The sequence below is a fragment of the Endozoicomonas sp. OPT23 genome (assembly GCF_009653635.1).
Lineage (GTDB): Bacteria > Pseudomonadota > Gammaproteobacteria > Pseudomonadales > Endozoicomonadaceae > Endozoicomonas_A.
Genome location: NZ_PPFD01000007.1, coordinates 293,435 through 312,534 on the forward strand (window position 1 = coordinate 293,435; position 19,100 = coordinate 312,534).

Consider the following 19,100-nt stretch of genomic DNA (forward strand, 5'->3'; position numbering starts at 1 on the left):
TTATGTTGTATGAACCTAACAAACTCCATTATCACCTCAGCCGCTATCGTTCTCTCAGCCTGGTCTTTGGTAATGTTTCAACCAATTCCCTCTAACGCGATGGACCTGACTGAAGCTTCCGAAGCAGCAGCACCTCCAGCATTTAAGCTCTTTACTGCCCATTCAATCACCGGAGTCACTCAAAAAACAGCTCTTAACTCTGTGAATTTGATTTGGGATAAGTTCAGCAGGGACTCAAAGCTGCAAGGAAAACTAAAAAAACAACCGGTGACAATTTTTGTGCTGTATCGAAACATCAGCAAAAATTTTCAATCCGCTGATATCACCATCGGTTTTGATAGTCGGGACCTGACTGACCAAATGCGACCTGTTTCATTAGCATCTCCTTCTGATTATGAAGTGCTACTACCAACAGGCAAACACAGCTCAAACAGCATTACAGACGCCTGGAACAAACTTAATTATCAAAAGGACATTCAATCGGTTCTGGAGATCCACACTTTGGATAAAGAGAGCCAGCCACTCGATGTTCAGGTTCTGGTTAATTATCAATAAATAGGGTGAATCCAATCATGGAATTAATGTCGACCATACTGCCTGAAGATACTGTTTCTTATTTAGAATACCTGATTGATGATTATTTTTTTCTCATCGCTGCCGCACTCTTAGTCGTTGAACTGATTCGCTATGGGATTAAGAAACAATTCACCCGAAACCTGCTTGGCGATACGATCACAAACTTTGTCACTCTGAGCATGTTCGTCTCGTTATCTGTACTGGTTGCTACCGCTTATACGGGAGTATTTTTTTATGTCTACGATAACTTCAGACTAACCGATTTTCCTATCACCGGCTGGACACTGCTCGGCTGTCTGATTCTGGCCGATCTGGCTTACTACTGGGAGCATAGATTCCTCCACTCCAACGGTTTAGCCTGGGGAACACATACCGTTCATCACAGCTCGCCGCATTTCAACATCTCTGTCGCCTATCGCTTTGGCCCTCTGGATTGGCTGTTCCCACTGTTTTTCCATCTGCCATTGGTACTGCTGGGCTTTCACCCTCTGGTGGTATTTCTCTGTGAAGTGGTGGTGCAGGTCTATCAGACATTACTGCATACTGAAGTGGTTAAAAAATTGCCAAGACCCATTGAAGCTGTATTCAATACGCCTTCGCACCACAGAGTCCACCATGGCAAAAACAGACAATATCTGGATACCAACTACGCAGGCATATTGATTATCTGGGACAGGATGTTTGGGACTTTTGCGAGAGAAGAGGAAAAGGTTCGCTATGGTATTTTCCCAGCTGTAAACAGCTTTAATCCCATCAAGGTCTTCTTCTCTGGCTATACAAAACTGGCAGAACAATTCTGGAATGCCCCCAGCTGGAGCTACCGACTGCAACTGTTAATCCGCCCGCCAATATGGGCATGGCAACAGGAGCAAAAGCGAAAGCGGGAAGCTCAGTAAAACAATGAAACACCAACCATTGACTATGGTTGGTGTTTTTTAATAGCTGCTGGTCTTTACTGCCAGTGCTTTTATCGCCTGCTGACTGGTATAGCCACGATAAACCAGATAACGCATCTGCTTTGCTTTTTCTTTATGATCCTTCGCTGCTTTTCCAGCAAACTTTCTCTCTTTTGCTTCTATAGCCATTTCAAACCAGAAGTCATCACCGCTGTCTGGTACAACCTCACTCACTACCTCTTGCCCGATTCCTTTCTGTCTCAGCTCGGCACTGATTCGTACCGGACCGTGACCCTTATTGATGCGAGAATGGACAAAGGACTCGGCAAAACGTAAATCATTTTGCATGTTGTCAACGGCCAGCTCTTCAATAACCGTTTCAACCTGTTCCTTCGCATCAGGAAACTTCTGACATAACTTACGAAACAGCTCTGAACGACTCTGCTCTCGCATGGCCAGAATATTCATGGCACTCAGTCGTATCTCTGCGTGGGTGTGTTCGCTCACTGTTTTAGATCTCCATAAAAAATGCCAGCTGATAGCTGGCATTTTATTGAATTCAAACCATTAGAGAGAGACTTTAAACCAGCTCTTTCTGTTCCGTCTTAGCCCCTTCCTTCTGTTCAACGTCTTTTGGCAGAGCTATATCACGAATCAGGCCTTCAATCTCTTCAGCGATTTCCGGATGTTCAATCAGGAACTTGCAGGAATTGGCTTTACCCTGACCGATCTTGGAACCCTTGTAGCTGTACCAGGCACCGGACTTTTCAACCAGCTTGTGCTTAACACCCAGGTCAATCACTTCGCCCAGACGGTTAAAGCCCTGACCGTACAGGATTTGGGTTTCAGCCTGTTTGAACGGAGGCGCAACCTTGTTCTTAATAACCTTGATACGGGTTTCATTACCAACAACCTCGTCGCCTTCCTTGATCGCACCGGTACGGCGGATATCAAGACGAACAGAGGAATAGAATTTCAGTGCGTTACCACCAGTGGTGGTTTCCGGGTTACCGAACATAACACCGATTTTCATACGAATCTGGTTGATAAAGATAAGCAGTGTATTGGAGTTTTTAACGTTACCTGTCAGCTTACGAAGGCCTTGCGACATAAGACGTGCGGCAAGACCAACGTGACTGTCACCCATGTCGCCTTCGATTTCCGCTTTAGGCACCAGAGCCGCAACAGAGTCAACGATGATAACATCAATAGCACCGGAACGAGTCAGCATGTCGCAGATTTCCAGAGCCTGTTCACCCGTGTCTGGTTGAGACAGATAAAGCTGATCAATATCAACACCCAGCTTGGCGGCATAAATAGGATCCAGCGCGTGCTCGGCGTCGATGAAAGCACAGGTTTTACCTGCTTTTTGAGCTTCAGCAATAACTTCCAGTGTCAGAGTGGTTTTACCGGAAGATTCTGGTCCGAAAATTTCAACAACACGACCGCAAGGCAGGCCACCGACGCCCAAAGCGATGTCGAGGGACAGGGAACCAGTAGAAACCGTATCTATTTCGAGGGTGCGATTGTCACCCATCTTCATCACGGTACCCTTACCAAATTGACGGTCAATTTGGCTCAGAGCTGCTTCTAGCGCTTTTTTTCTGTTGTCATCCATTGTTCAGATCCACCTTTGAAGCGTAATGGGTAAGTTAAAAAACTGCAGATACTGTATATTTAACCACTATCTGTATATTTGTCCAGTAGTTATCTGGCAATTGTCTGCACAACTTTAATCAGACCATCCAGCGCCGCAGCCACTGTCTGCTCACGAACCTGCTCTCTATCGCCGGAAAACAGGAACAATTTTGATCTCACCTGATTATCAAAACACCAGCCAATCCATACTGTGCCGACCGGTTTTTCGGGGCTGCCACCACCCGGCCCGGCAACACCACTGACCGTAACACTGAGAGGTACATTAAGATTTTTTACCACTCCAAGGGCCATGCTTTCCACTACTGACTGACTGACAGCACCTGAATGCCTGATCACCTCTTCCGGTACACCAAGAAATTTATGCTTCATGGCATTGGAATAACTGACCACAGCACCTTCAAACCATTCGGAGCTGCCAGGAATGGAAGTCAGTAATTGACTGATCCAGCCACCGGTACAGGACTCGCCGGTGGCCAGACGAAGATTAGCCTTTAACAGCAGATCAGCCAGTGTCCGGGCTTTTTGCTCAAGGTTCGAATTCATGTTCGCTGTTCGACAGGTACTTTATACAAAAACCAAAAGGATACAGTGTACTGCTTTACGCGGCTGACCGGAATCCATTCTCACGAACGTGAAAAACACTATGAAAAATTCAAACAGTCGTTTATTTTAATTAACTGTTCATTTAACAACCAGCAAAATAATAATGCAGGTGATTGAACATACCTTTGGTACCCACCAAAGCAGTCCACTGGAATCGTCTTTTAAAAAGACAGCTTCCAGCAAAATAATAAAAAATAACGGAATAGAAAATGATCAAAAAACTCTGTGCTCCGGTTCTTGCCGGATGCCTCGCTATCGCAGCCATGACACCAGTCTCTGCTGATGGCCTGCCCATAATTCGCTTTGCTGCCGGTCTGCTGAATCAGGGCATATTCCCCGAATCAGAGCTCTACACCACAGACGACGATATTATTATTCAGACCAGAGATGGCGTTGATCTGACTGCCAATGTTTTTGTCCCCACCAACCTTTCAGGAGCCGCTCCGGCCGTTATCTTTATCAACAGTTGGGGACTGAATGAATACCAATACCTGAATCAGGCGGCAAAACTGGCTGAACAAGGCTATATCGTCATGAGCTATGCCACCCGTGGTTTTGGCGAGTCCGGCGGCTCGATTAATACCGCAGGTCCAAAGGACACCAGTGATTACAGCCAGGTCATTGATTATCTGATTAACAACTACCCGGTTGATCCTGACGCTATTGGCACTGCCGGTATTTCTTACGGTTCGGGTATCAGCCTGATGGGAGCAGCTCAGGACAGTCGTGTAAAAGCGGTAACCGCCATGAGCAGCTGGGGCAGTTTGACCGAAGCCCTTTATGGTAATCAAACACCAAGACTGGTGTGGGCAGAGTTGCTGAATATTATTGGCGAACTCACCGGCAAACCGGAATCAGACATCAACGACAACTGGCAGATCATTAAAAACCAGCAGTTGCATCAAATCCCCGATGTCATCAGCTGGGCAGAACCTCGCTCACCCATCAACTATGTTGATCAACTCAACAATAATGGCACTGCCATCTATTTTGCCAAAGCCTATGGCGACAACCTGTTTCAGCCCAACTCTCTGCTGGCGATGTTCAGTCAGCTGAATACTCCTAAATACATTGATCTGGTCTCCGGTACACACGCCACCGCCGAGCTTATTCCAGGGCTGACCGGCATTGGCGAAGACCGTATCTGGAACAATGTCTATAAATGGTTTGACCTTCATCTGAAAGGCGAAGCAAATAGCATGGCTGCGCAGAAGCCTGTTCAGATGAAAGTTAAATTCAAAAACCAAACAGACGGCTTTGATCAGTTTCCGCCAGCGGTTGCCTCTCAGGAAACCTTTTATCTCCACCCGAGAGGCTGGTTTGATAATGGCGACCTGGAAATTGAACCCTATGACGGCAGAACAAAGGAGAATAGCATCAATGCCTGGGCTGGCACCCTGTTCAGCACCCAGATACCGGTACTTTCACAACTGCTGGAACAGCTGGAAATCCCCATCATGACCAATATCTATGCGGCTTCCGATTTCAGAGGTATCTACTTTAATACCGACCGGCTTGATAGCGGCATGAGGATACGAGGCACAGTATCAACACAGCTGCAGATAAAGCCTCGCAGTAACAAGGTACAACTGGTCGGTTATCTATACGACATGGACAGACTGGGTAATGCACGGTTAATCACCCATGGAGTAAAAACTCTGCCTGACGTAACTGAGGGTGAGACAGTGTCTTTCAACTTTGATCTGGTGACTACCGCTTACGACATTCCAGCCGGACACAGACTGGCTCTGGCGATCGATACCAGAGATCCGCAGTATAAAAAGCCGACCAGTGACAATTACTATGTAGACTTTGTGTTCGACCGTGAAAGCCCGTTAAAACTGACTGCCCCGACACTCTAACTTGCTGCTCCCGTCTTACAGAGACGGGAGCTTTTATTTGACCTGACTCCAAATCGCCATTCATCTCGTATATATCTGTAACTCAGGATTTCAAACAGGTTTCATGATGAAATGGATAAAGCCACTATTACCTATCTACCTGCTGCTATCAGCACTTTCTGCGACCAACGCTTATAGTGCAAATAACAGCACCATCAGAAACATCAAGCTGGACTCTGGCTTGGAAAAGAATCACCTTCTGGAACTGTTCAGCTCCGAAGGCTGCTCCAGCTGTCCACCAGCGGACCGTTTTGTGTCTGAACTGCAAACCAGCCCTGAACTCTGGAACAAATGGGTACCTGTTGTTTATCAAGTCGGCTACTGGGATTACCTGGGTTGGCCCGACCCTTTTGCCAAGCCTGAACATCAGCAAAAACAATACGCCTACCGACGGTCTGGGCGAGCCAATGGTGTTTACACTCCAGGATTTTTTATTGATGGTCAGGAATGGCGTGGGTTCTTTCGGCGTGGGCGCACTCTTCCGGAAATCAAACCAACATCCGCAGGTCGGTTAACGGCTGATGTTAAGCAAGCCAATGCAATGCTCAATATTTCAGCGAGCTATGCCAGTACAGACAAACAACCCAAAGGTTATATTCTGAACTGGGCCTTAACCGGTCTGGACAGAGAAACCGAAGTAAACAAAGGCGAGAATGCCCAAAAGAAACTTCACCATGATTTTGTGGTGCTGGAATCAGGCTTTGCTCATCCGGATAAAAAAGAGTGGCAGCTGAATGTTCCACTGAACAGTCATCCAGTCTCTGGCAACCTGGCTTTAAGCCTCTGGGTTACGCCTGCTGAAAACCCGTTCGAAGTACTTCAGGCCACAGGCAGCCTGCTTCAGCAATAAACCGGTCATTTGAAACACACCATTTAAGGAGATAACAATGCTACCCATGGGAACCATCATGACTGGCTGCATGATCGCCGGACTGATCTTGGCTATCCGCCCGGCCTTTTTAAAAAGCCTTCCTAAAGCGATTAACAAAGGTGTTGCCAGCCTGGTTTTTCTGGCAGGCGTCTGGAACGTGTTCTGGTACTGGCTTCAACACCCCACAGAATTCTGGGGACTGGCAGCGTTGGTATCCGGTAGCATGATGCTGATCACTGCCGCTTATATTGTTAACTGTAAACGTATGCCTGGCTGGCTGATTAAATTGAAACCAGTCGTTCTGTTTGCCCTGCTGGCTTGCGCTCTGCTTTATGGAATTACTATCTATCGTTTATAGATCCCGAACCTTTGAAAATACGGGTTACCTGCCCACCAGCAATGGGCAGATAACCAGCAGACATTCGATTATGCGTGTCTACTCACTTAAGCGCACTTAATCCAAGCTACGTGTTAATATTGGTCGATTAAATTCTTCTGATTGACTGATCTGCATGGCTAAAAAAGACCCGACCGCTCATACCCCGATGATGACCCAGTACCTGCGTATCAAGCAGGAGCACCGTGAGCATCTGGTGTTTTACCGTATGGGCGACTTTTACGAGCTTTTCTACGACGACGCCCGTAAGGCATCGGAGCTTCTGGATATTACTCTGACCAGTCGTGGACAGTCAGCCGGTGAACCTATTCCCATGGCAGGCATTCCGTATCATGCTGCGGAAGGGTATCTGGCCAGACTGGTTCGCCTACGTGTATCGGTTGCTATCTGTGAGCAGGTGGGCGATCCGGCCACCAGCAAAGGGCCAGTTGAACGAAAAGTGGTTCGCATACTGACACCAGGTACGGTCAGTGATGAAGCGCTGCTGGATGAGCGGCAAGACAATCTGCTGGCCGCCATCAGCAAAGGCAGTGACAGCTCCGGTAACCCTAACTACGGCATTGCCAATCTCGATATCAGCAGTGGTCAATTCAGCACCATTGAAGTAAAAGATGAAGAGGCTTTGTTGGCAGAAATAGAGCGACTGAGTCCGGCAGAAATTCTATTAAACGACAGCATTGAATGGCCTGAATCTGTCGCCAAGCGTGCAGGCTCAACCCGTCGTCCACCATGGGATTACGATCGTGACAGTGCTTATGAAGCACTGACTCGCCAGTTTCAGACCAAAAACCTGCAGGGCTTTGGCTGTGAACAGCTGACTACAGGTCTTGAAGCTGCTGGCTGCCTTCTGCAATACGCCAGGGAAACCCAGCGTACTGCTCTGCCCCATATTCGCAGCATTCAGCAGGAAAGCCGTGAAGAAAGCGTGGTACTGGATGCCGCCAGTCGGAAGAATCTGGAACTGACCCAGAATCTAACCGGTGGCCGCGACCATACACTTCTATCGGTTCTGGACAGAACATCCACTGCGATGGGCAGTCGCTTACTGGCTCGTTGGATCAATCGTCCACTGCGTAACCTGAAAAAATTGAATGATCGACAGAATGCCATTGCCGTATTAAAAGACGGCTATTTCTTCGAGCAGTTGCAGCCGGTACTGAAAGGTATTGGTGATATTGAACGTATTCTGGCCCGTGTTGCGCTTAAATCTGCTCGCCCGAGAGATCTTGCCCGACTTAGGGATGCACTGAACCAACTGCCAGAACTGCAAAGTATTCTTGACACCATTGATAGCCAGAAAATTCATACCCTGTCTCAGGGTGTCAGCGAACATCCGGATACGGCTGACCTGCTAAGCAGAGCTGTTATTGAAAATCCGCCAGTCGTCATTCGCGATGGCGGTGTTATTGCTGAAGGCTTTGATACTGAACTGGACGAGTTCCGCTCCCTGAGCCAGAACGCAGGTGACTACCTGGTTGACCTTGAGAAGCGTGAGCGTGAACGCAGCGGTCTGCCTTCCCTGAAGGTTGGTTTTAACCGTGTCCACGGTTACTACATTGAACTCAGCCGTCGTGAATCTGACGACGCACCCGTCGACTACATCCGTCGTCAAACCCTGAAGAACACCGAGCGTTTTATCACGCCGGAGCTAAAAGAGTTCGAAGACAAAGCACTGTCAAGCAAGAGCCGAGCCCTGACCCGGGAAAAGGCACTCTATGATGAGTTGCTGGAAAACCTGCTGGCACAGCTGGGACCTTTGCAGGAAACGGCTATGTCTCTGGCCGAGTTGGACGTGCTCTGCAATATGGCCGAGCGTGCTGACGCACTGAACTTCTGTCAACCACAGCTTTCCGAAGCGCCCGGCATTCATATTACTGAAGGTCGTCACCCGGTTGTTGAACAAGTACTGAATGATCCTTTTGTTGCCAACAACGTAGAATTCAGTCAGCAGCGTCGTATGCTGGTCATTACCGGTCCAAACATGGGCGGTAAGTCGACCTACATGCGACAAACTGCGCTTATTGTACTGATGGCGCATATCGGCAGTTTCGTGCCTGCTTCTGCAGCAGAAATTGGCATGGTTGACCGTATTTTCACGCGTATCGGCTCTTCTGACGATCTCGCCGGCGGCCGCTCGACCTTTATGGTGGAGATGACCGAAACCGCTAACATTCTGCATAATGCGACCGCCAGCAGCCTGGTATTAATGGATGAGGTTGGCCGTGGCACCAGCACCTTTGATGGTTTATCACTGGCCTGGGCCTGCGCACACCACCTGGCTGACTCGGTACAAGCATTCACCCTGTTTGCTACTCACTACTTTGAGCTGACTCAGCTGCCAGAAGAGTGTGACACTGTTGTTAACGTTCATCTGAATGCCACCGAACACGACGATCGCATTGTATTCTTACACGCCGTTCAGGAAGGTCCTGCCAGTCAGAGTTATGGTTTGCAGGTGGCACAGCTGGCTGGCGTTCCAAGAACCGTAGTGAATCAGGCTCGCGTCAGGCTGCAGCAACTGGAGCAGGAATCCTCGTCTGATCAGACTAAGACAGTAGCAACGCAAGTCAGGGAAACTGCAGGCACGAGCCCACTTCAGGCAGATATGTTTGCAGCAGCCAAGCCGCATCCGGCTGTAGATAAGCTGGTAGAGCTCAATCCGGATAACCTGACCCCGCGGCAGGCGCTTGATCTGGTTTACAGCCTCAAACAGCTAACCAATAAAAGCTGACTATGCTCATAACTGTCTGATCTGGTTTCAAGCTATTACCGCAGTATCAATGCTGGTAGACTTTGTGCCTCGTTTTTCATAGGCAGTGAACTGTCCTGACGATCAGGTACGGAAGGGAGGCGTGAGAGGAGCGCCTTCTTTGACTGACTTAATATCAGCCGAATTAATGGAGTGTTACCACCATGGCTTTCATAGTGGGTGAAAACTGCATCAAGTGCAAATACACCGATTGCGTAGAAGTATGCCCTGTTGACTGCTTCTACGAAGGTCCGAACTTTCTGGTTATTCACCCTGATGAGTGCATCGACTGTGCGCTGTGTGAGCCAGAATGTCCAGCCAACGCTATCTTCTCCGAAGACGAAGTGCCGGAAGATCAGCAGGAGTTCATCGAACTGAACGCTGTACTGGCTGATGTTTGGGAAAATATCACCGAGAAGAAAGACTCACTCACTGATGCAGAAGAGTGGGATGGCGTGAAAGGTAAGCTGGAACACCTGGAACGCTGACTTGCAATACTGATTTGTTTTTCTGGCCGGGGACAACCAGAGAATTTATTCAGTCGGCACAAAAAAGCCATGGTGACAGTTATGTCAAACCATGGCTTTTTTATTTCTAACACTCACTCGTCGAATCAGCTGAACAGCGACTCACCGGAAAGACCCTGTTTCTCCAGAATAGAACGCAATCGTTTCAGTGCCTCTACCTGAATCTGCCGAACACGTTCACGGGTCAGGCCAATTTCCTTACCAACTTCTTCCAGAGTGCTGGTTTCGTATCCGCGCAGACCAAAGCGACGTGCAACCACTTCTCGCTGTTTCTCGGAAAGTTCACCCAACCACTTATCAAGACTGTCATTAAGATCGAGATCCTGTAACAGCTCTGCCGGATCGGATTCCTTCTCATCAGAGATAGTATCCAGAATGGACTTGTCCGAGTCGGGTCCCAACGGCGTATCCACCGATGTAACCCGTTCATTAAGGCCCAGCATCCGCTTAACATCAGCCACCGGCTTGTCGAGCAGAGTTGCTATTTCTTCCGGGGTTGGATCATGATCGAGTTTTTGTGTCAGCTCACGAGCCGCCCTCAGGTAGACATTCAACTCTTTCACCACGTGAATGGGCAGTCGAATGGTCCGGGTCTGGTTCATGATGGCTCGTTCAATGGTCTGACGAATCCACCAGGTGGCGTAGGTTGAAAAACGAAAACCCCGTTCAGGGTCAAATTTCTCAACGGCACGAATCAGACCAAGGTTCCCCTCTTCTATAAGATCCAGAAGGGTCAGGCCGCGATTAACGTAACGGCGGGAGATTTTCACCACCAGCCGCAGGTTACTCTCGATCATACGACGTCGGCCAGCCTCTACTCCTTTACGGGCAAGGCGTGCAAAATGCACTTCCTCTTCCGGTGTCAGAAGTGGTGAAAAGCCAATTTCGTTAAGGTATAGCTGGGTGGCATCAATGGTTTTATAAAAACCATCGTCATCACGGCGTGCACGACTGTAGTCGGACGCGCTGGCTGCTTTCGCAGCCGCCGGCTTCTCATCCACCGTTTCTTCCGGTGCATCAGTCGTCGGTTCTGTATCACCCGTTCCCTGGGCAAGGTCCTCAGCATAACTGCTTTGTTCTGAGTCATCCCTTTTCGCTGCCATAAGAGTCAGTCCTATTCGAAAGCCCCACTGTCTGTCGAACGTCCAACCAATCGTTGGATCGACACCTGTGAGATCCCTCTACCTTAAACTGCAAATCTGGCTCAGCGTTTTGGCAGGAATCGTTTAGGGTCGACCGGTTTGCCATTACGCCGAATTTCAAAATGCAGCTTAGGCTCTGTCGTTCCTGTAGAACCTATTTCGGCTATCTTCTGGCCCGCTTTAACTGAGTCTCCCTCGCGCACAAGCAACTCCTTATTGTGAGCATAAGCGCTCAGATAGCTATTATTATGTTTCATTATTATCAGCTTTCCGTATCCGGCCAGTTCGCTTCCTGCGTAAACTATTTCTCCGGCGGCAGCTGCTTTTACAGGCTCTCCTGTTTTACCTCGAATATCAATCCCTTTATTCAAACCTCTCGTACCGGAAAAACCTTGTACGATCTTTCCATTTGCTGGCCAGCGCCAACGAATCGAACGATGGGTTACTGAAGAAGGTCTGGATTGAATTGTTGTTGTTTTTTTAATCACATTACCTTTACTGGAAGCAGACTTCAACCGCCTTTGACTGCTGGCAGATAACCGGCGTGTTGATAAATTAATGTGCTGCCCTGGATAAATAGTATAAGGCGATCGTATTCGATTTCTGGCAGCCAGCTCCTTGTAGTCACGGCTATACACCCAGGCAATGGCAAAAAGAGTTTCACCCTGTCGCACAATATGACTGCCGGAAGTTACCTGCGCTGGCGTCCTTAATTCCCTGACCTGTACTGATGACGGGTCATGACTGCAACCGGCAAGAATAAAAACCAGACCCATAAAAGAGACGTATCTGAAAAGAAAACGGCAATGACTTCTTGAATAGGTTTCCCTGTATTTCCTTTCAGGCATGCATCAACACTCTCAACACAGAACAACAAATTTAGAATATTTCTTTTTGAATTATAAAATTCTTACGTTAAAAAAATATAATACTCTTCAGGACTTTCTTTACCAATGTCAGCAAATAAGGCCTGTATACTTTTAATTACGCTTCATTCCGTTCTGCTATTTTCTCAATCAACAGTACCAAGCCAATAGCAGACAACATCAGAATAACAGCACCAACCAGAAAGGAAGGTTGCCCGGTTACACTCTCGTAAACAAAGGGTGAGATATTCTCCTGAAGAAATGGCACTTCATTACCAGAAGAGTTAATGCGAGTTTCAATGGTTTCTTTCCATGGCCAGACTTTGCCAAGCGCACCAATCATTAAACCGGTCAGCAGAGACAGTGCCAGATCACGATGGCTTCGCAGCAACCATGACAATAGATGTGAGAAAGTCAGCAGGCCTGTTATACAACCCAGACCGAATACTCCCAACACAGGAAGATCAAGACTTTTTACCGCACCCAGAACCGCTGGGTACAACCCCATCAGCAGCAAAATGAAGCTGCCGGAGATACCTGGCAGAATCATGGCTGAAATAGCGATGCAACCGGCGATAAACAGCATGGGATAGGTTACAGGCAGAGAAGACGGCGTCAGTACACCAATCATATACGACACACAGGCACCCAGGACCAGTAAAGCGATAGAGCCTGCACCCCACCCTTTGACCTGCTTCAGCATGTGCACTGCAGAAATTAAAATCAGGCCGAAGAAAAATGACCAGAGCAGCTCAGGGTACTCCGTCAGCAGAAAACTGATCAAATGAGCAAAACTCAGGATACTGAACAGAATGCCACCAAACAGGAACACCAGAAATGTGCCGTCGATATGTTTCCAGCAGGCGGCAATACCTTCATCTTTCAAACGAAGCAACAGCGATGGATTGATGCTTTTCAGGGCATTCAGTAAACGGTCATAGATACCGGAAATAAAAGCAATAGTGCCACCGGATACACCTGGCACCACATCCGCTGCCCCCATAGCCATACCGCGCAGCAGTATGCCGATATTTTCTTTTATCAAAGACATAGCTCTCTTGTTAGCTCTCTTCTTTATTAGCAGGCCTAAATAACTGATCAGCTATCGACTACCTGACAGTACCATTCAGCAGGGGAACAAACCGAACAGGCTCAAGCCTTTCCCTGCGATAGGAACCCCCTTCCCGAACGATCAACAATAGCTCTTGATGCTTACTGTCACCAACGGGGATAACTAACCTGCCACCTCTTGGCGACAGCTGGGACAATAGATCCTCAGGCACCTTTTCTGGCGCTGCAGTCACAATAATGCCATCAAATGGCCCCATCATTGACCAGCCATAGCCACCATCACTGAGATGGTACTGAACATTTCGCACTGACAGCTTTCTCAGCAGCTTTCTCGCTCTATCCTGCAGCGCAGCAATCCGTTCCACAGAATAAACACGATCCACCAGCTCAGACAATATCAGAGTCTGATAACCCGACCCTGTTCCTATCTCCAGTACTTTTTTTAGATGACCTGCAGCCAGCAACGCTTCGGTCATTCGCGCGACTATATAAGGCTGCGACAACGTCTGGTTAAAACCAATCGGCAGAGCCGTATCTTCATAGGCTCGATGAGAAAGAGCCTCTTCAAGAAACAAATGCCTTGGCACATTCTGAATGGCACCAAGAACCGGATCAGAGCGAATGCCCTGATCCCTGAGACGGTTAACCAGTCGGTCTCGCGTCCGCCTTGAGGTCATCCCTATACCATCAAGATCCATATCTCTCACTCAAAGCCACCCTCTGAGTTCATCCAGTGTACTGTGGTTGGTTTGATCGTACTGGAGCGGTGTAATAGACACCACATTACGGGCAATAGCATGAAAGTCTGTTCCTTCACCCGCATCCCGCTCCTTACCAACCGGGGCAATCCAGTACACATCCTTGCCTCGCGGATCAGTCTGACGAACCGGCTTCTCAGCACGTTCTCGATGCCCCAGACGGGTGACTTCCATGCCTTTCAGATCAATGTAGAGACAGTCAGGTACATTTACATTCAATACGGTTCCGAGGGGTAAGTTGATTTCAGGCAGTTTTTCCACCAGTTCCTGAACCACTCTGCCCGCAGTATGAAATCCTTCATCACTGTTACCACACAGCGATACAGCAATAGCCGGGCAGTTCATAAAACGCCCCTCCATAGCCGCACCCACCGTGCCCGAATAAAGAACATCATCGCCCAGATTCGCACCATGATTAATACCGGTTATAACAATATCAGGCTCTTGCTCCATCAATATATTTACAGCCAGATGCACACAGTCAGCCGGGGTACCGTCAATGCTGTTAAAACCATTACTGTGGCGGGTGACTCTCAATGGTCTGCCAAGAGTAATGGAGGAGCTCAGACCTGAACTGTTTCTATCCGGCGCATAGACCTCACAATCACCGACTGTTTTCAGGTGGCTGTGCAGAATAGACAGACCCTCAGCCGCTACGCCATCATCATTACTGAGCAGAATTTTCAACAGCCATGCCCTCTACACCCATTTCGTTATCGGTCTTATCGAGACTCTCTTCCTGACGCCCTTCTTCTTGACGACTCTCTTCCCGACATAGCATCAACTCACGCAGGACAGCCGTCGCAAAACAGCCCTTTGGGAGAGTAAAAGTCAGTTGCAGGGTTGAATCATCCAACCATTGGCTGTTGAAGTCAGCAGGAATCAATCGCACCGCTTTGCGTTCCTGCTTCAGGCCTTCAGCTTCCAGCCCCTGACACAGTTCCGGATACTCTGCAGCAATGGCAGATTCGCGCTCTTGCACAACCTCACCGGAAAGCAGCTCACCCTTCCCCCATAAAGGTACCGTCAGAGAAACAGCGCCGGACTCGATTCGTGCCCTCAGTTCTTCATCGTGATCCCTGAGAATCAGACTACCACTGTCCTGAAAGCCGGGGACATCACCCTGCTGATAAGTCAGCCAGCTACCGTCCTGAACCCGCTCGGACAATATTCTGTTATACAACCAGGAACGTGCAGCAGAAAGATAGATAGAGCGTTTATTTTTGCGAGCACGAAGCTCACCGGTAAACATACCTATGGCACGATCAACATTGACGCCCTGATGACCAAAGCGCTGTTCACCGTAATAGTTGGGCACACCTTTTTCGGCAATCTCTTTCAGTCTGGCATCAACTTCAGCCCGCTCACCCGTTAAATCTCTCAGTGTGACAATGAACTGATTGCCTTTAAGAGCTCCAGTGCGGAGTTTTTTACCGTGTTTAGTCGCCTGTAAAACCTTAAAGGTTTCACCACCAAAAGCGGACCAGTCCGGATGCTCTTTTCCTGGCATCCAGGCAGTAAACCACTGCCTGGTAATACCATGACGATCTTTACGACCGGCATAACTGACTGCAGAACGTTTCACACCTGCAAAACGTGCCAGCTGGCCAGCAATCCAGTCGGTGTTTTCACCTTCTTTTTCAATCAGCAGACAGGCGTGTTCACCCTCACCGGAAGGTTCAAACGGTAGAATTTCCTCAACAATAAAATCCGCAGATTGAGATTTAAACCGGCATTCTCCAACCGGACCACCCCAGGCATATGCCCAGTCAAAGGAGAAAGAACTTTGAGTCATGAAATGAGTACTTCGATGAATATATAAAGATTCAGGACAGCGATGACAGGCTGCCCCGCTGTTTATAGACGACTGATCAGAACAACCGCATGCACCGCTATACCTTCTTTGCGTCCGGCATACCCTAGCTTCTCAGTCGTTGTGGCCTTCACGTTGACATCGTCGAGGTCAACGCCCAGATCACTGGCCAGGTTCGCACGCATCTGATCAATATGCGGAGCCATCTTCGGCGCCTGAGCAACAATGGTCGAATCGAGATTCACCAGCTTGTAGCCTTTGGATTGCAACAGAGCAACCACATGGCGCAGCAATTCACGACTGTCGATGCCTTTATAAGCCGGATCGGTATCCGGGAAATGTTTACCGATATCACCCAGAGCAGCAGCACCCAGCAGAGCATCACACACGGCATGCAGCAAGACATCACCGTCAGAGTGAGCCAGCAATGAATGGCTGTTAGCAATTTTAACGCCACCCAATACTATATGGTTGCCACTAGCGGCTTCATCACTGAAGCGGTGAACATCAAAACCATGACCAATTCTCATTAAGCTGTCTCGATAATTTTTAATTGCTGCTGAATATAGAGAGAGGCCAGCGCCAGATCAGTGGCTCTGGTCACTTTAATATTGTCTCCATGCCCTTCCACCATCACCGGTTTATGACCTGCATATTCCATAGCACTGGCTTCATCCGTGACTGGCATTTCATCGATCAGAGCTTTAGTCAGTGCATCATGGAGCAGCTTCAGGCGAAACATTTGCGGAGTCAGGGCATGCCACAAGGTATCCCGGTCAACCGTTTCCGTGACTTCACCTTTCGCAGAAGTACGCTTCATGGTGTCCCGAACCGGCATTCCCAGCAGACCACCCACTTCATGTTCCTGAAGCTGGTTTACCAGCCAGTCGAGATCGGAACGTCGAATGCAGGGGCGAGCAACATCATGCACCATCACCCAGTCATCTTCATGGGCCAGAGCTACCAAATGTTCCAGACCGTTCAACACCGAGTCGTAACGTTCTTTGCCACCTTCCACCAGCATGACACGCTCGTTTCTAAGCAGTTCAATATCCTTGTAGTACTCATCTTCAGCACTGAGCACCACCACCAGTTTTTCCAGCAAAGGAAAGTCCAGCAACCGTTCAACCGTATGTTCGAGCAGACTTCGGCCGTGTATTTCCAGATACTGCTTGGGCATGTCGGCATTCATGCGACTCCCTACCCCGGCTGCCGGTATCACAGCCCAAAATCTGTTTTTTTGAAGGGTATCGGTTGTACTCACATTACCACCGTATTGATTCAATCCAGTCGTCAGGCTCTAATCGTCTGAAAGACAGAGAGTATGGGATCGGGGTTAATCGTATATCAGATAGAAGGTTTCATCACGACCGACCATGCCAAGATCGAGACGAGCGTGCTCTTCAAGAGTGATAAGTCCGTTTTGCAACTCAACCACCTCTACTGACAGCAATCGGTTTCGACGGTAGAGTCGTTCATTTTCCCGCTGCTGCTCTTCAATCTGTCGTTGGCTAGCCACCGCTTCGGCGATACTGCCTTTACCTGTCCAGAGCTGGACCTGAAGAACAAGAAATAGGAAGAGTAAAAACAGGTGCATCAGCTTACGCATGGTCTGATTCCTGTCCCTTGATTTAGGTTACGTTTAAACCTGAAATTCTATCAAAGCCTGATAAAGGAAAGTAGGTGAGATTGATATAAAGAAGGTAGAACAACAGTGCAGGCATAAATCAGCTCTAAGTGAGCAGCGTTTTTCTCACATAAAAAAAGGAGAGCCGAAGCTCTCCTTTCTCTACGATTCAGTCTGAATCAGCAGCAATTAAGCGTGCTTGAATTCAGCCAGACCGCGGTATGGAGCTTTAGCACCCAGCGCTTCTTCAATACGCAGCAGCTGGTTGTACTTGGAAACACGGTCAGAACGGCACAGAGAGCCGGTCTTGATCTGTCCAGCTGCAGTACCTACAGCCAGGTCCGCGATGGTTGCATCTTCAGTTTCACCGGAACGGTGAGAGATAACCGCAGTGTAACCAGCGTCCTTAGCCATCTTGATCGCTTCCAGAGTTTCGGTCAGGGAACCGATCTGGTTGAACTTGATCAGGATTGAGTTAGCAACACCCTTCTCGATGCCTTCTTTCAGGATCTTGGTGTTGGTTACGAACAGGTCATCACCAACGATCTGAATCTTGTCACCCAGAATTTCTGTCTGGTACTTGAAACCGTCCCAGTCAGATTCGTCCAGACCATCTTCGATAGAGATGATTGGGTATTCTTCGGTCAGCTTGGCCAGGTAGTCAGAGAATTCATTAGAGGTGAAGATTTTACCTTCGCCTTTCATGTTGTACTGACCGTCAACGTAGAATTCGGAAGCTGCACAGTCCATCGCCAGAGTGATGTCGGTGCCCAGCTTGTAGCCAGCCGCTTCAACCGCTTCCTTGATAACAGCCAGAGCATCAGCGTTGGAAGCCAGGTCAGGTGCAAAACCACCTTCATCGCCCACTGCAGTGTTCAGACCTTTGGCAGACAGAACCTTCTTCAGTGCATGGAATACTTCAGCACCCATGCGCAGACCTTCAGAGAAAGTCTTGGCAGAAACAGGCTGAACCATGAATTCCTGAATATCAACGTTGTTGTCAGCGTGCTCGCCACCGTTGATGATGTTCATCATTGGCACAGGCATACTGTACTGGCCGGATGTACCGTTCAGGTCAGCAATGTGCTGAAACAAAGGAATGCGCTTCTCATCAGCAGCCGCTTTAGCAGCAGCCAGGGAAACAGCCAGAATAGCGTTAGCGCCCAGCTTGCCTTTGTTGTCGGTGCCGTCCAGCTCAATCATAGCCAGATCCAGACCTTTCTGGTCCAGAGCGTCACGACCCATCAGGGTTTCACGAATTGGACCATTGATGTTGGCAACGGCCTTCAGAACGCCCTTGCCCAGGTAACGGCTCTTGTCGCCGTCACGCAGTTCCAGAGCTTCACGGGAACCTGTGGACGCGCCGGATGGTGCAGCTGCACGACCCATAGCACCGGATTCCAGAATCACGTCAGCTTCCACGGTAGGGTTACCGCGGGAGTCCATGATTTCGCGACCTTTGATCTCAACAATTTTTGCCATGATAGCTTTCTCTCTGCACAGAGGATCTATGAAGTGAAAACATGCTCATATTCATCTAAAACCAAACGATGGCGTGAATATGGGCAAGGGGTAATCCTGCAAATAAAACCGACGCTCTCAGTGCTGTACGTTAGTTTCATTTATTAAGCCTGATTGGGAAAT

The 19,100-nt window shown here is 48.6% G+C and carries 20 protein-coding genes; 7 read left to right on the forward strand and 13 right to left on the reverse strand.

Annotated features, from left to right (window positions below; translation table 11 throughout):
* Positions 1 to 9: 9 nt before the first annotated feature.
* Positions 10 to 555 carry a hypothetical protein gene (locus EOPP23_RS18170; RefSeq protein ID WP_194842670.1) on the forward strand — a complete coding sequence of 182 codons (546 nt, stop codon included), beginning with the start codon at positions 10 to 12 and terminating at the stop codon, positions 553 to 555.
* Between the two features lie 17 nt (positions 556 to 572).
* A complete protein-coding gene (locus tag EOPP23_RS18175) occupies positions 573 to 1,472 on the forward strand; it encodes a sterol desaturase family protein (RefSeq protein ID WP_153767419.1) in 900 nt (299 codons plus the stop codon).
* Between the two features lie 39 nt (positions 1,473 to 1,511).
* On the opposite strand, the gene EOPP23_RS18180 is transcribed toward EOPP23_RS18175, so the two are convergent.
* The 3 genes from EOPP23_RS18180 to EOPP23_RS18190 form a co-directional block, all read right to left on the reverse strand.
* Complete coding sequence (locus tag EOPP23_RS18180; protein ID WP_194842671.1) at positions 1,512 to 1,979, reverse strand: regulatory protein RecX; 468 nt, start codon at positions 1,977 to 1,979, stop codon at positions 1,512 to 1,514.
* 73 nt (positions 1,980 to 2,052) lie between these two features.
* Positions 2,053 to 3,090 (reverse strand): recombinase RecA, encoded by a 1,038-nt coding sequence (gene recA / locus EOPP23_RS18185; protein ID WP_153767421.1) that lies wholly within the window; start codon positions 3,088 to 3,090, stop codon positions 2,053 to 2,055.
* 89 nt (positions 3,091 to 3,179) lie between these two features.
* Positions 3,180 to 3,674: a CinA family protein gene (locus tag EOPP23_RS18190; RefSeq protein WP_153767422.1), complete on the reverse strand. Its 495-nt coding sequence runs from the start codon at positions 3,672 to 3,674 to the stop codon at positions 3,180 to 3,182.
* A 269-nt stretch (positions 3,675 to 3,943) separates the two neighbouring features.
* On the opposite strand from EOPP23_RS18190, the gene EOPP23_RS18195 reads away from it, so the two are divergent.
* From EOPP23_RS18195 to fdxA, 5 genes are all read left to right on the forward strand, one after another.
* A complete protein-coding gene (locus EOPP23_RS18195) occupies positions 3,944 to 5,596 on the forward strand; it encodes an alpha/beta fold hydrolase (RefSeq protein ID WP_228550775.1) in 1,653 nt (550 codons plus the stop codon).
* Between the two features lie 103 nt (positions 5,597 to 5,699).
* Positions 5,700 to 6,485, forward strand: coding sequence for a DUF1223 domain-containing protein (locus tag EOPP23_RS18200; RefSeq protein ID WP_153767423.1), 786 nt, complete (start codon positions 5,700 to 5,702; stop codon positions 6,483 to 6,485).
* Between the two features lie 37 nt (positions 6,486 to 6,522).
* Positions 6,523 to 6,864, forward strand: coding sequence for a hypothetical protein (locus EOPP23_RS18205; protein WP_153767424.1), 342 nt, complete (start codon positions 6,523 to 6,525; stop codon positions 6,862 to 6,864).
* 154 nt (positions 6,865 to 7,018) lie between these two features.
* Positions 7,019 to 9,634, forward strand: coding sequence for a DNA mismatch repair protein MutS (gene mutS / locus EOPP23_RS18210; RefSeq protein ID WP_153767425.1), 2,616 nt, complete (start codon positions 7,019 to 7,021; stop codon positions 9,632 to 9,634).
* A 182-nt stretch (positions 9,635 to 9,816) separates the two neighbouring features.
* Positions 9,817 to 10,140, forward strand: coding sequence for a ferredoxin FdxA (gene fdxA / locus EOPP23_RS18215; RefSeq protein WP_153767426.1), 324 nt, complete (start codon positions 9,817 to 9,819; stop codon positions 10,138 to 10,140).
* A 125-nt stretch (positions 10,141 to 10,265) separates the two neighbouring features.
* Here fdxA and rpoS read toward each other — a convergent pair whose 3' ends face one another.
* The 10 genes from rpoS to eno all read right to left on the reverse strand — a co-directional run bounded on the left by rpoS (position 10,266) and on the right by eno (position 18,938).
* Entirely contained in the window at positions 10,266 to 11,282 is a 1,017-nt protein-coding gene (gene rpoS, locus EOPP23_RS18220; RefSeq protein WP_153767427.1) for an RNA polymerase sigma factor RpoS, read from the reverse strand.
* A gap of 101 nt (positions 11,283 to 11,383) precedes the next feature.
* Positions 11,384 to 12,169 carry a peptidoglycan DD-metalloendopeptidase family protein gene (locus tag EOPP23_RS18225; RefSeq protein ID WP_228550776.1) on the reverse strand — a complete coding sequence of 262 codons (786 nt, stop codon included), beginning with the start codon at positions 12,167 to 12,169 and terminating at the stop codon, positions 11,384 to 11,386.
* Positions 12,170 to 12,305: 136 nt separating this feature from the next.
* Positions 12,306 to 13,238, reverse strand: coding sequence for a DUF368 domain-containing protein (locus EOPP23_RS18230; RefSeq protein ID WP_228550777.1), 933 nt, complete (start codon positions 13,236 to 13,238; stop codon positions 12,306 to 12,308).
* Positions 13,239 to 13,296: 58 nt separating this feature from the next.
* Positions 13,297 to 13,956, reverse strand: coding sequence for a protein-L-isoaspartate(D-aspartate) O-methyltransferase (locus tag EOPP23_RS18235; RefSeq protein ID WP_153767584.1), 660 nt, complete (start codon positions 13,954 to 13,956; stop codon positions 13,297 to 13,299).
* 9 nt (positions 13,957 to 13,965) lie between these two features.
* Complete coding sequence (gene surE, locus EOPP23_RS18240) at positions 13,966 to 14,703, reverse strand: 5'/3'-nucleotidase SurE (RefSeq protein ID WP_153767428.1); 738 nt, start codon at positions 14,701 to 14,703, stop codon at positions 13,966 to 13,968.
* Entirely contained in the window at positions 14,684 to 15,811 is a 1,128-nt protein-coding gene (truD, locus tag EOPP23_RS18245; RefSeq protein ID WP_153767429.1) for a tRNA pseudouridine(13) synthase TruD, read from the reverse strand. The genes surE and truD overlap by 20 nt, the downstream gene beginning before the upstream one ends.
* 62 nt (positions 15,812 to 15,873) lie before the next feature.
* Positions 15,874 to 16,359, reverse strand: coding sequence for a 2-C-methyl-D-erythritol 2,4-cyclodiphosphate synthase (gene ispF / locus EOPP23_RS18250; RefSeq protein ID WP_153767430.1), 486 nt, complete (start codon positions 16,357 to 16,359; stop codon positions 15,874 to 15,876).
* Positions 16,359 to 17,093 (reverse strand): 2-C-methyl-D-erythritol 4-phosphate cytidylyltransferase, encoded by a 735-nt coding sequence (gene ispD / locus EOPP23_RS18255; RefSeq protein WP_370514817.1) that lies wholly within the window; start codon positions 17,091 to 17,093, stop codon positions 16,359 to 16,361. The genes ispF and ispD overlap by 1 nt, the downstream gene beginning before the upstream one ends.
* 72 nt (positions 17,094 to 17,165) lie before the next feature.
* Entirely contained in the window at positions 17,166 to 17,438 is a 273-nt protein-coding gene (locus EOPP23_RS18260) for a septum formation initiator family protein (RefSeq protein WP_153767432.1), read from the reverse strand.
* 207 nt (positions 17,439 to 17,645) lie between these two features.
* Positions 17,646 to 18,938 (reverse strand): phosphopyruvate hydratase, encoded by a 1,293-nt coding sequence (gene eno / locus EOPP23_RS18265; protein ID WP_153767433.1) that lies wholly within the window; start codon positions 18,936 to 18,938, stop codon positions 17,646 to 17,648.
* Positions 18,939 to 19,100 lie beyond the last annotated feature (162 nt).